Raw genomic sequence first — 12,328 nt, 5'->3', positions numbered from 1 at the left:
TTCTTGCGGGTAAAGTCTGTTTCAGGATTTTTTACATAAGGTGCTGGTGAGGCTGACATTTCTCGTATGAGGGATGTCAGCGTTTGTTTTAGTGAATCCGCATACTCATCCATTGGCAAAACCTCCTCGTTTTTCAAGGGGCTTCGCCACACACTTCAGACCACTTGTCAAGCCTTTTTTTGTCGCAAGTCATAACCACCGGCTTAGCCGGTGGCTTCCCTCAGCCCTATAAGGGCATGGTACTAGCAAGCGCCTAAGAAGGCGCACTGAAAGTCTGCCAACCGCGAGCGGTCTCGGGCATGCCCCTTAATGGGGCTTTTTTACTTGCCCTTTCCTACCGACTCACCCGTAAACGGGTCGAACAGTTCTTTCATCGTGAGTTGTTCGTAGTTCTTATCTTCTGTTAGCTGATTCCGAATGTATTCGGCGATCGCTTTCCTGTTACGTCCTACCGTATCCACAAAGTATCCTCTACACCAAAACTGTCGATTTCCGTAGCGATACTTTAGATTGGCAAACTTATCGAAGATCATGAGCGAACTTTTTCCCTTCAAGTATCCCATAAATTCCGACACACTTAACTTAGGAGGGATACTCACCAGCATGTGTATATGGTCTGGGCATGCCTCCGCCTCATGTATCTCCACACCTTTTCTCTCACATAGCTCTCGAATGATTTTTCCGATTTCTCTTTTCAATTTCCCATAGATCACTTGTCGTCTGTACTTTGGCGCAAATACGATATGGTATTTGCAGTTCCAGCGTGTATGTGCTAGACTGCTCTTATCCATTTCCCTTGTCCTCCTTGATTTCATGATGCGGTTGGCAGACCGGCTATCATTTTATCATAAAGGTCAAGGGATTTTTACTCATAGCTATAAGCTTTCCTGAACCCCCAGTCGAACTGGGGGTTTTCTGATACAATAAAAAAGAGCAGGCTATCTTTTCGATAACCTGCTCTTTTTCTTGATTTTTTGGACCAGCACCCTAACTTAATGACATTGGTCCGCGGACAGCTCCTTTTTTGTGTTCGTCGGAAGGCTTTGGTATAAAGGAAGAAGAAAGCGCGAAGAGGAGAATATGGAATGAACATACATATTGTAGGTGCCGGAGCTATCGGCTTGCTCTATGGCGGGTATCTGGCTAAAGCTGGAGAAAAAATTACCTTCTGGACGCGTAAGGAAGCTCAAAGAAGGGTACTGCTTGAGCAGGGTATCTTTATAGAAGAAGCCGATGGAAGTACCGTGAAAATTGAGGAGGGGCAATGGACTGCACGCGTCTTGAAGCAAGATGGGTGTGATGACAACGATGCTGAAGAAGGTATGCGCCAAGAGGTGCCTGAATGGATTCTGATTGCGGTGAAGCAGAGCCATTTCGAGGAGAACATGATCTCAGCTTTATCACACATCGCCGGCCCGGATACCCGCATCGCCTGTCTGCAGAATGGTATCGGCCACATTGACAAAATATCTCGCAGGCTCGGCGGCAGGCCAGTATATACAATTATTACAACCGAAGGCTCCACAAGACTGGCGGATAACGGGGTGCGCAGGGCTGGACTGGGAGAGAGCAGGCTGGGAATGTCTAAGGCCCAAGCCGGTAGCGGCCTTGATGCACTTCATGATAGATCAACTGAAACTTTGCTGAATGCACTTAGAAAGGCAGGATTTCCAACACTTTTGTCGAATGACATCGATAAGGATATCTACCGTAAATTATTAATTAATTCGGTCATTAATCCGCTTACCGCAATTCTGCGTGTTCCGAACGGCGATTTGCTTGTGGGTAAGGAACGCATGACCATGGTCCGGTTATTATGTGCAGAAGCGGAGCGGGCCTATCGAGCTTGCGGCATCTCACTGGATGACGATGCATTCGAAATGGTAGCAGGCGTATGCCGATCCACCTCGAGTAATACATCCTCCATGCTGGGAGATGTCCTGCATCATCGTGCAACGGAAGTCGATGCCATTAACGGGCAATTGGTTGGAATGGCTGAGTCGGTTGGAATGGACCTTCCGATGCACAGAACATTATGGCTGCTTGTTAAATCGATGCATCCATGACAGTCATATACAATTATTAGTTCTTCATAATAACCAAGTCCTGAAATATAAGAGGAGGTGCATGCTCTTGAATTTTATATTTAACTCAGTCACCGTGCTGTCTATCATTCCATTCGTTCCTTTTGTATTAGTCTATCTGGTAAGCTTCTATTTTGCGAATAGAGATCAGAAAGCCGCAATCAAGCTCGCTATGGATGTAAGTACGTTTTTCTTGATTCTCTCTGTCTCAGCCTTGTTCAATATAGTATTTTCATCAAGGTCCGGGTTTTATTTGATCTTGCTGGTGATCCTTATTGCTACGGGTTTAATTGGAGGAGCGCAGACGCGCATGAAAGGAAAGGTCAACATCCGCAAGCTGGTTCGCGTGGTTTGGAGATTGACGTTCGCTGGCACCGGAGTTCTTTATATCGTACTCTTCCTTATCAGCTTTTTTACATACATTACGGCCGCTTAGTACAGAATAAATGATGCCGATTGATGGCGATCGTAATCCTACATATTAATATGACATGATTCGTTAATTGTTAAGAAAATAAAAAGTCAATATTGTATAATGGACAATTTTGTTGACGAATTGATGTGTTTTATTAAAATTAGATTAACTTTCTGAAAATTTATGTTGGATTTTTTTGACCGCTGGTTGTATAATCTAAAAACATATACCACACTATTTTTTTAAGGGGGATCTTGCAAGATGAAGAAGAGTAAGAGTCTTTTGCTTCTTTTGACGCTTGTTCTCGCGGTTGGTACGCTGCTCTCTGCATGCGGATCGAACGACAAGAACAATACGGCGTCGAATAGTGGCAACGGTGGAAACACCGCAACTTCGAACAATGATACTGCAAACAGCGGTGATGAAACGCTGGCAGCAGATCAAACACTGAGAATCAACATGAGTTCCGAGCCGCCAACATTTGACCCGGCTCAAGCACAAGACAGCCAAGCCAACACGGTGTTGAAACTGATGTATGAAGGTTTGACTCGTATGGATGAAGCCGGCGAAGCTCAACCGGCTGCCGCTGAATCTTGGGAAATCGACGGAACCAAGTATACATTCCATCTTCGTGAAGGAGCAACTTGGAGCAATGGCGATCCTGTAACGGCAAATGACTTCGTATTTGCATGGGAACGTGTTCTGAGTCCTGAAACATTGCCTGCTCCACCATATGCTTACCAATTGTATTACATTAAAAATGCGCAAGAGTTTAATGAAGGTAAAATTACAGACTTCTCCCAAGTTGGCGTGAAAGCTGTAGACGAACATACTTTGGAAGTAGAACTCGTAACACCGACTCCATACTTCCTGGGTCTGACTTCCTTCTATACATTCTATCCAGTGCATCAATCCGTTAAGGATGACGAGGCTTGGGCCGTAGACGCCAACAAGATGATCACGAATGGCGCCTTCACTTTGACAACTTGGGCGAAAGGCCAGTCGATCGAAGTAACCAAGAGTGATTCTTACTGGGGTAAAGATGAGATCAAGCTGAATAAAGTAGCAATATCGCTTGTAAACAGTGGCGCTACTGAGCTTGCTTCTTACAGAAACGGAGAATTGGACCGTGCGGGACATCCAAACGGCGAAATTCCAACCGACCAAATTCCGATTGTTCAGCAAGAACTGAAGGATGAAGTTGAAATCAAGGGGACTGCATCCACTTACTACTATGAATTCAACGTAACTGCAGAACCATTCGATAACGTAAATATCCGCAGAGCATTTGCAATGGCTATTGATCGTCAAGCGATCGTTGACAAGGTAACTCTGGGCGGACAGCTTCCTGCTTACGGCTTCGTTCCTCCGGGCATCAAGGGTGTGGATGATGAGTTCCGTAATGAGGTAGACGACAAAACTTACTTCTCCGAGAACTATGAAGAAGCTAAGAAATTGCTTGAGCAAGGTATGCAAGAAAAAGGCTACACACAACTTCCGGAAATTACTCTGCTGTACAACACAAGTGAAGGCCACAAGAAAATCGCTTTGGCTGTAGCTGATATGTGGAAGAAAAACCTGGGTGTTGACGTGAAGCTGGAAAACCAAGAATGGGCTGTATTCCTTGAAAACCGTCAAAGCCTGAACTATCAAGTTGCTCGCGCAGGTTGGAGTGCGGACTATAACGATCCGATGACCTTCCTCGACATGTGGGTAACTGGCGGCGGTAATAATGACTCTGGTTATGCTAATGCAGATTACGATGCTTTGATCAACCAAGCGAAGAGCACGGATGATGCCGCTGCTCGTAACGAAGCATTCAAAAAGGCTGAAGAAAACCTGATCAAGGACAACCAAGTTCTGTTGCCGATCTACTATTATACAAGTGTTTCTGTTGCTAAGCCTTATCTGAAAGGCGTAGTACTTGACTTTAGCGGTGCGGTTGACTACTCTCGCGCCTACCTGTTGGAACATTAATCCAGGTACGCTTGGAAATTGCATAGTTTCATCGGGATATATATGTGATTATCCGTATATATCCCGATTTTTTTGTGCGTATCTACAATAGGTTTTTATTCGAGCTTGAAGCTTGAGGATATTGTATCCAATAGACAAAAGCTCTTAATTGTCTTAAAATCTTTATGTCGAATTTTATCAAAAGGAGGTGCTAGCGGGCATGGTACGTTATATAGCCAATAAGTTTTTTTACATGTTGGTTTCGTTGTTCATTCTGATCTCGGCCACCTTCTTTCTGATGAAAGCCATTCCAGGCGACCCTTTCACGTCGGAGAAAAAGGTACCAGACCAGATTAGGGAACGTTTGTATGAGCAATATGGATTCGACAAGCCCGTCTATCAGCAGTATTTGAAGTATTTAGGTGACGTTGTGCAAGGTGACTTCGGAATTTCGATGAAGAAGATCAATCGTGAAGTCAGCGACATTATTACCGGTTCCTTTGCTCCATCCTTGAAGCTTGGACTTGTAGCTATTGTCGTGGCGGTTATCATTGGTGTTAGCTTTGGGGTACTTGCGGCTCTGTATCACCGAAGGCTACTGGATAATATAACCATGGTCTTAGCCGTGCTGGGAATCGCGGTCCCGAGCTTTGTTATTGCAACGCTATTACAGTATGTTTTTGCTTCCAAGCTCCATTGGTTGCCTACCATGGGCTTTAAAGGTCCGCTTTATTATTTCCTTCCGGTGGCGGCGTTGTCTGCCCAGCCGATTGCATTTATTGCAAGGCTGACCCGTTCCAGCATGCTTGAGGTTTTGCATGCGGATTATATCAAGACGGCGAAGGCCAAAGGTCTTAACTGGATTGCCATTTTGTTTAGACACGTTATTCGCAACGGCATTATGCCGGTTGTTACTTATCTGGGACCAATGACGGCGAACATTGTAACTGGTTCTGTCGTTATCGAACAGATCTTCGGAATCGGCGGCATCGGGAAGCAGTTTGTTGATGCCATCAGCGGCCGGGATTATCCTGTGATTATGGGGATCACCATTTTCTACGGTGTCCTGCTGATGATTGCCCGGTTTATTACTGATATTGCTTATGTATTCGTAGATCCGAGAATTAAACTTTCCAAAGGAAAGGAGGGCTAGAAGTGGATAGCAATCAAGTTCAAGTTATGAATTCTCCGGTTGACCTTAAGCCAGAAGACTTCAAAAAGATAGGTGCGGACGAAAAACAAGCAGAAGTAATTCAACGTGAAAGCATTTCTGCTTTGCGCGATGCGTGGCAACGCTTGTGTGCTAACAAACTGGCTATGACAGCCTTGTGGGTACTTGGATTCATAGTGGTTGCATCAATTCTGGGTCCTTTCATTTCGGAATGGGTTCACGGCTATGATTACTATTCGAATGATCTGCTTGCTACAAATGAAAGTCCCTCAGCGACGCACTGGTTCGGCACGGATGATCTGGGTCGGGACATGTTTGTCCGTACCTGGATGGGTGCCAGAATCTCGCTGTTTGTAGGTCTGGTTGCTGCTTGTATTGACCTGATTATCGGTGTCATTTATGGCGGAACTATGGGCTTCTTCGGCGGCCGCATCGATGAGATTATGAATAAATTTTCTGAAATTTTGTACTCTATTCCTTACCTTTTAGTTACAATTTTGCTGCTGGTTGTACTTGAGCCAAGCTTGGGAACCATTATTCTTGCGCTTACGATTACAGGCTGGATCAACATGTCCTGGATTGTGCGCGGTGAAATCATGCAATTGAAAAATCGTGAGTTTGTACTTGCATCCCGTTCAATGGGAGCAGGGTCCGGACGTCTCTTATTCCGGCATTTGCTGCCGAATGCGGTAGGGCCGATTATCGTTACGGTTACATTGTCGGTTCCGAATGCAATCTTCGCCGAAGCCTTCCTGAGCTTCTTGGGATTAGGTGTCCAAGCCCCGGTTGCTTCGCTCGGTTCAATGATCAATGATGCGTTGACCGGCTGGTTGTACTATCCTTGGCGGATGTTGTTCCCGGCCACGGTAATCAGCTTGACGATGCTGGCATTTAACATTTTTGGCGACGGTCTTCGCGACGCGCTTGATCCTAAACTGAAGAAATAGGAGGTGGAATGATGGAGCCGATTTTACAAGTCAAAGACTTGCACGTATCTTTCCAAGTGAAAGGCGGCGAGGTAAAAGCCGTTCGCGGCATGAACTTTGAAGTAGGTAAAGGGGAAACGGTTGCGATCGTAGGTGAGTCCGGAAGCGGCAAGAGCGTAACGGCCCAAACGATCATGCGCCTGATTCCGTCCCCTCCGTCAATCATCAGGCAAGGTGAGATCCTGTTCCAGGGACAGGACATGCTTAAAAAGACGAATAAAGAAATGGAAGCAGTTCGCGGTAAAGATATTGGCATGATTTTTCAGGATCCGATGACCTCTTTGAATCCTACCATTAAAGTAGGTAAACAAATTACAGAAGTTCTCATCAAACATCAGAAAATGACAGCGGCTCAGGCAAAGCGTGAAGGAATTGAAATGCTGAAACTGGTCGGCATTAAAAATGCTGAAGCCCGCTTTAACCAATATCCTCACGAATTCTCCGGCGGTATGCGCCAACGGGTTATGATTGCGATTGCCTTGGCTTGCCGTCCATCCCTGCTGATTGCCGATGAACCGACAACAGCACTGGACGTAACCATTCAGGCACAAATTATGGATGTTATGAAGGAAATGCAGCAGCGTCTCGGCACTTCTATCATTTTGATTACCCATGACCTGGGTGTGGTTGCAGGGATGTGCGACCGTGTCATCGTTATGTATGCCGGCGAGGTTGTGGAGACCGGAACCAAATGGGAAATCTTCAAAAATCCACAGCATCCATATACCAAAGGTTTGCTAAGATCGATGCCGCGTCTGGATCAAAAGAAAGGGGAGCCATTGATTCCAATCATCGGAACTCCTCCGGATCTGATCAAGCCGCCAATCGGCTGCCCGTTCGCAGCACGTTGTGAACACGCTATGAAGATCTGTGAACAAATCGACCCGAGTGCGACTGTATTCAGCGATAGTCATTCGGCTCGTTGCTGGGATCTTCACCCTATGGCCAGAGAGGGAGGACAGCCGTCATGAGCAAAAACCTGATCGAAGTAGAAGGTTTGAAAAAGTATTTTAACGTCGGCGGCGGCAGTGTGTTGAAGGCTGTCAATGATATCAGTTTCTCGATTGCCGAAGGCGAAACCCTTGGTCTCGTAGGCGAATCGGGATGCGGTAAGTCTACAGCTGGACGTACGATTTTGCGGTTGTACGAGCCAACCGGCGGCAGTGTCCGCTTTAACGGCGTAGATATCAATCAGCTTTCTCCGCGCAAGATGAAGCATATGCGCCGTGATATGCAGATGATTTTCCAGGATCCTTATGCTTCGTTGAATCCCCGATTTACTGTTACTGATATCATTGGTGAAGCCTTGGACATTCACGACATGGCAGGATCGCGTGCAGAAAGAAAGAAACGGGTTGAAGATCTGCTCGATATGGTTGGTCTGAACCCGGATCATGCGACCCGTTATCCGCATGAGTTCTCCGGCGGTCAGCGCCAACGGATCGGAATCGCCCGTGCTCTGGCGGTAAATCCAAAGTTCATTATTTGTGACGAACCGATCTCTGCGCTGGACGTATCGATTCAGGCTCAGGTCGTCAACCTATTGAAGGATCTGCAAGATCGCCTGGGATTGACTTATCTGTTTATTGCGCATGACTTGTCCATGGTTAAGCATATCAGTGACCGGGTAGCAGTAATGTATCTGGGACGCATCGTCGAACTGGCGGAAAGCGAAGAACTGTATGCCAATCCGCTCCATCCTTACACCAAAACGCTATTGTCCGCAATTCCAATTCCCGATCCGGAAATTGAGGCGAACAAGAAGCGGATTCTCCTTGATGATCATGGAAATGGTCCGATTCATGGAAAAGGTGACACTGCCGGCGGCGGATTGTTCGATCTGGATAACTCGGAGCTTGTGGAAGTTTCGAAAGGCCATTGGGTTTCCATGCCTAAGAAGGGCTGAATTTTTGTGAAAATAGCGGTTATTCAGGAAGGATTCCTGAATGGCCGCTTTTTGTACATATATATAGAAGTGTTGTGTGAACGGCTTCGCGCTTTTACGGCACTTGTGCTATATTGAGAGATAGTTTAGTAACTACAGGAGGATAATGAACCGCATGAATATCGAACAGCAACCGTTGCCTTCATCACAGCCGCTGGCAGAGGCAATGATACACAATTATAGTAAGGTTGAGCATTTCTATGAGTATGATTTGACCCGCCGCGAAGAATGGGCGAGAAGAATGGAATGGCTTAAACAGAGCGATGATAAACGCCTCAACCGTATCAAGCTAGCTCAAGTACTTAAGGGCTTTAATAGAGAACATAATCCGCATGAAGCAGTTATGGCATCCATTGACCTGCTGGAGCAAGAAGGCACGGCCGTGATTGTCGGGGGACAGCAGAGCGGTTTATTGACGGGACCGTTATTTGTAATTTATAAGGCTTTATCGATTATTAAAGCGGCAAAAGAAGCGCAGGAAAACCTCTCCCACCCTGTTGTTCCTGTCTTCTGGATTGCAGGAGAGGATCATGACTGGGATGAGGTGGATCATACTTATCTGTTATCCGCTGACCAGCAGATCAAACGAATTCGGATCGCTAAAAGATCAGAGCAGCGAACCCCTGTCAGTCAGGTGAAGGTGCTGCAAGAGGATTGGGAGCAAATTGCTGATGAATTGGAGACGCTGCTGCAAAATACCGAGTTCAAATCGGGCCTGCTAGATGTATATCGTACCCTTGCTTCTCAATCGCACACCTTAACAGAATGCTTCGCTAAGCTGATCGGGACGTTATTTGGCCGATTTGGGCTGATTGTAATGGATTCTGCTGACGCGCGTCTGCGGCAGTTAGAGGTTCCTATATTTGAACGGATGATCAAGCAAAACGACGAGTTGGAACAAGCTTACCTTCGTGCCGGGAAAGAGCTTGCAGCCGGGGGATTCTCTCTTCAAGCAGACGTTCATGAAGGCGGGGCCAATTTGTTCTATGTTCATGAAGGGGAACGGAAACTGCTCTTCAAGCAGAATGGTGTCTTTACCGACAGGAAGGGGAGTTGCTCTTTTTCGGCAGATGAATTGCTAGCTGAACTTGATGCGCATCCCGAACGGTTTAGCAACAATGTATTGACCCGTCCGTTAATGCAGGACTCGGTGCTGCCTGTCCTAGGAACGGTACTTGGTGCAGGAGAGATTGCATATTGGGCATTGACAGGTAAAGCATTTCAGGCGTTCGGCATCCAGATGCCAATATTAGTTCCCCGGGAATCCTTCACCATGATCGACGGGGCAGTTCAAAGAAATATGGAGAAATACGGACTTGGATGGAGCGATGTAAATAATAAGGATTCGCTTGCGGACAAGCGCGAGGCTTGGCTGAAGGAACAGGATCATCTCCATCTGGAGGAGCGATTTGCGGAGATTAAGTCTTCCTTTGAAGCCATGTACAATCCGTTGATCGAGCAACTGGGGACAGTGCAAGCAGGCTTGATCAAGCTGGGCGGAGCTAATCGGGACAAAATTATTGAACAAATCGAATATCTCCGCAATAAGGCTATCGATGCTTTGGCGAAGAGCAATGATTCCGGAATCAGACATTTCGAACGTATCGAGCAATCCGTCATTCCGAGCGGCAGATTGCAAGAACGGGTATATAATGCATTTTATTATTTAAATCGCTATGGTTGGAACTGGATTGACGAGCTTGCAGGAATTCCTTATGATGTAACGGGAACGCATCGGATACTTTATTTGTAGGAGGAGTCAGGATGAGTCAGGAAGCGGTTAAGAATAGTATTGTTACGGATATGAAGCTTGCCCCGGAAGGGCACTTGAAGATTGATTGGGTAGAGGCTCATATGCCTGTCTTGGGACGGATCCGCGAGCAATTTGAAGCCGAGCAGCCTTTCAAGGGGTTGAAGGTAACGATTTCTTTGCATCTGGAGGCTAAAACCGCATATTTGGCTAAAGTGGTACAGGCCGGCGGGGCAGAGGTCACGATTACAGGGAGCAACCCGCTGTCTACGCAGGATGATGTATGTGCAGCCCTTGTCGAGGATGGCATTACGGTATTTGCGAAGTACAATCCCGAGCCAGCCGAGTACAAGGAATTGCTCATCCGTGCATTGGAGACAAAGCCTGACTTGATCATCGATGATGGCGGCGATCTTGTAACGATTCTTCATTCAGAACGGCAGGATTTGCTGGAGAATATCCGCGGAGGCGCAGAGGAGACGACGACGGGAATCTTGCGGTTGAAGGCAATGGATAAGGAGGGCAAACTGCAATTTCCAATGGTTGCCGTCAATGACGCTTATTGCAAATATTTGTTCGATAACCGTTATGGTACCGGTCAATCGGTCTGGGACGGGATCAACCGGACAACAAACCTGGTGGTCGCAGGGAAAACGGTTGTAGTTGTAGGCTATGGCTGGTGCGGTAAAGGGGTTGCGATGCGAGCAAAAGGACTTGGCGCCAATGTGATCGTAACCGAGGTGGATGCAATTAAAGCGGTTGAAGCTTATATGGATGGATTCCACGTGATGCCGATGATGGAAGCAGCCAAGCTGGGCGACTTCTTCGTCACCGTAACCGGGAACCGTGATGTCATACGCGGTGAGCATTATGATGTCATGAAGGATGGAGCCATCTTGTCCAATGCCGGCCATTTCGATGTGGAAGTGAATAAACCGGAGCTGGCGGAACGTTCGAGCAGCATTCGTACGGTTCGCCGCAATATCGAAGAATATCAGCTGAAGGACGGTCGTAAAGTCTACATTCTAGCTGAAGGACGTCTTGTGAATCTGGCAGCAGGCGATGGACATCCTGCAGAAATTATGGATATGACCTTTGCGCTGCAAGCCTTGTCCTTGAAATATGTCAATGATAGATACCAGCAAATCGGAAAAACAGTTGTAAATGTGCCGTATGAGCTTGATGAGCAGGTGGCGCGCTTCAAGCTGGAGAGTCTGGGCCTGAACATTGACTCGCTGACTTCCGAGCAGATCAGCTATCTGGACAGCTGGCAGGAGCACTAAGCTAGTATTGGAAGCATTAGAATGAGTAGGGAGCCGAGGGTGACAATCCTCCGGCTCTTTTTTTGTTTTTGAGGTTCAAAAGCGTAGTGTTTAGAGCCTGTATAAAATTTCCTTCAAAAAAAAGTTTGAATTTTAGCAGGAATTTACGCTCACATGACGAATAATTACTATTCAAGTGGTGGAAAGTGGTGCAAAGTGGGGAATTAGGGTGAGGAGTGAGACGCAACAATGTTTATGGGGGAATTCCAACATAGCATTGATGAGAAAGGCCGGATTATCATCCCGGCTAAGTTTCGTGATCTCCTCGGGACCTCTTTCGTAGTCACCCGCGGCTTGGATCAATGCTTGTTCGTCTACCCGCAAGCAGAATGGGAAGTGATGGAGCAGAAGCTCAAGACACTCCCATTAATGAAGTCCGATGCGCGTGCGTTCACCCGGTTCTTTTTCTCTGGAGCGACCGAATGCGGATGGGATAAACAGGGAAGGGTAAATTTACCCGGAACTCTCAGACAGTACGCCAAGCTGGAGAAGGATTGTGTTGTTCTCGGCGTGTCGAATCGGGTTGAAATCTGGAGTCTGGAGACATGGCAACAGTATTTCCAACAGTCCGAGGATACCTTTAACGAGATCGCTGAGAAGCTGGTGGATTTTAATTTTGAATTGTAAGTTCGAGTTCGAATGTTGGCCCAAAAGTTGACTTTTTGAACGCACATTATAAGTTTTTAACGTCTGGAGGCG

11 protein-coding genes are annotated in these 12,328 nt (G+C 46.7%); 10 read left to right on the top strand and 1 reads right to left on the bottom strand.

Annotation, left to right across the window (positions count from 1 at the left end; genetic code table 11):
- Positions 1–320 precede the first annotated feature (320 nt).
- Positions 321–791 (bottom strand): IS200/IS605 family transposase, encoded by a 471-nt coding sequence (tnpA, locus tag KQJ23_RS21955; RefSeq protein WP_148450426.1) that lies wholly within the window; start codon positions 789–791, stop codon positions 321–323.
- Positions 792–1,085: 294 nt separating this feature from the next.
- Between tnpA and KQJ23_RS21950 the strand changes: the two genes are divergently transcribed.
- The 10 genes from KQJ23_RS21950 to mraZ all read left to right on the top strand — a co-directional run bounded on the left by KQJ23_RS21950 (position 1,086) and on the right by mraZ (position 12,256).
- Complete coding sequence (locus tag KQJ23_RS21950; protein ID WP_216481049.1) at positions 1,086–2,066, top strand: ketopantoate reductase family protein; 981 nt, start codon at positions 1,086–1,088, stop codon at positions 2,064–2,066.
- Between the two features lie 61 nt (positions 2,067–2,127).
- Positions 2,128–2,520, top strand: coding sequence for a DUF3397 domain-containing protein (locus tag KQJ23_RS21945; RefSeq protein WP_346779441.1), 393 nt, complete (start codon positions 2,128–2,130; stop codon positions 2,518–2,520).
- A 240-nt stretch (positions 2,521–2,760) separates the two neighbouring features.
- Positions 2,761–4,476 carry a peptide ABC transporter substrate-binding protein gene (locus KQJ23_RS21940; RefSeq protein ID WP_216481047.1) on the top strand — a complete coding sequence of 572 codons (1,716 nt, stop codon included), beginning with the start codon at positions 2,761–2,763 and terminating at the stop codon, positions 4,474–4,476.
- A gap of 199 nt (positions 4,477–4,675) precedes the next feature.
- Complete coding sequence (locus KQJ23_RS21935; RefSeq protein ID WP_216481046.1) at positions 4,676–5,608, top strand: ABC transporter permease; 933 nt, start codon at positions 4,676–4,678, stop codon at positions 5,606–5,608.
- A gap of 26 nt (positions 5,609–5,634) precedes the next feature.
- Positions 5,635–6,573 carry an ABC transporter permease gene (locus KQJ23_RS21930; RefSeq protein ID WP_216481050.1) on the top strand — a complete coding sequence of 313 codons (939 nt, stop codon included), beginning with the start codon at positions 5,635–5,637 and terminating at the stop codon, positions 6,571–6,573.
- Positions 6,574–6,584: 11 nt separating this feature from the next.
- Entirely contained in the window at positions 6,585–7,583 is a 999-nt protein-coding gene (locus KQJ23_RS21925) for an ABC transporter ATP-binding protein (RefSeq protein ID WP_216481045.1), read from the top strand.
- Positions 7,580–8,518, top strand: coding sequence for an ABC transporter ATP-binding protein (locus KQJ23_RS21920; RefSeq protein ID WP_216481044.1), 939 nt, complete (start codon positions 7,580–7,582; stop codon positions 8,516–8,518). Before KQJ23_RS21925 ends, KQJ23_RS21920 begins: the two co-directional genes overlap by 4 nt.
- A gap of 154 nt (positions 8,519–8,672) precedes the next feature.
- Complete coding sequence (gene bshC / locus KQJ23_RS21915; protein ID WP_216481043.1) at positions 8,673–10,310, top strand: bacillithiol biosynthesis cysteine-adding enzyme BshC; 1,638 nt, start codon at positions 8,673–8,675, stop codon at positions 10,308–10,310.
- Between the two features lie 11 nt (positions 10,311–10,321).
- The gene (locus tag KQJ23_RS21910; RefSeq protein ID WP_216481042.1) at positions 10,322–11,590 is read left to right on the top strand and encodes an adenosylhomocysteinase; all 1,269 of its coding nucleotides are present in this window, start codon (positions 10,322–10,324) and stop codon (positions 11,588–11,590) included.
- A 228-nt stretch (positions 11,591–11,818) separates the two neighbouring features.
- Positions 11,819–12,256: a division/cell wall cluster transcriptional repressor MraZ gene (mraZ, locus tag KQJ23_RS21905; RefSeq protein ID WP_216481041.1), complete on the top strand. Its 438-nt coding sequence runs from the start codon at positions 11,819–11,821 to the stop codon at positions 12,254–12,256.
- The last annotated feature ends 72 nt before the right edge of the window (positions 12,257–12,328 follow it).

This window comes from Paenibacillus brevis (genome assembly GCF_018919145.1).
GTDB classification, from domain to species: domain Bacteria; phylum Bacillota; class Bacilli; order Paenibacillales; family Paenibacillaceae; genus Fontibacillus; species Fontibacillus brevis.
Note: the sequence above shows the minus strand (reverse complement) of the source record. Positions and strands in the feature narration are given on the sequence as shown.

Bases quoted from the DNA above. Each gene is read 5' to 3' on its own strand.
- tnpA (WP_148450426.1), bottom strand. From the start codon at position 791: ATGGATAAGAGCAGTCTAGCACATACACGCTGGAACTGCAAATACCAT.
- KQJ23_RS21930 (WP_216481050.1), top strand. From the start codon at position 5,635: ATGAATTCTCCGGTTGACCTTAAGCCAGAAGACTTCAAAAAGATAGGT.
- KQJ23_RS21945 (WP_346779441.1), top strand. From the start codon at position 2,128: ATGCTCTTGAATTTTATATTTAACTCAGTCACCGTGCTGTCTATCATT.
- KQJ23_RS21925 (WP_216481045.1), top strand. From the start codon at position 6,585: ATGGAGCCGATTTTACAAGTCAAAGACTTGCACGTATCTTTCCAAGTG.
- KQJ23_RS21935 (WP_216481046.1), top strand. From the start codon at position 4,676: ATGGTACGTTATATAGCCAATAAGTTTTTTTACATGTTGGTTTCGTTG.
- KQJ23_RS21940 (WP_216481047.1), top strand. From the start codon at position 2,761: ATGAAGAAGAGTAAGAGTCTTTTGCTTCTTTTGACGCTTGTTCTCGCG.
- KQJ23_RS21920 (WP_216481044.1), top strand. From the start codon at position 7,580: ATGAGCAAAAACCTGATCGAAGTAGAAGGTTTGAAAAAGTATTTTAAC.
- mraZ (WP_216481041.1), top strand. From the start codon at position 11,819: ATGTTTATGGGGGAATTCCAACATAGCATTGATGAGAAAGGCCGGATT.
- KQJ23_RS21950 (WP_216481049.1), top strand. From the start codon at position 1,086: ATGAACATACATATTGTAGGTGCCGGAGCTATCGGCTTGCTCTATGGC.
- bshC (WP_216481043.1), top strand. From the start codon at position 8,673: ATGAATATCGAACAGCAACCGTTGCCTTCATCACAGCCGCTGGCAGAG.
- KQJ23_RS21910 (WP_216481042.1), top strand. From the start codon at position 10,322: ATGAGTCAGGAAGCGGTTAAGAATAGTATTGTTACGGATATGAAGCTT.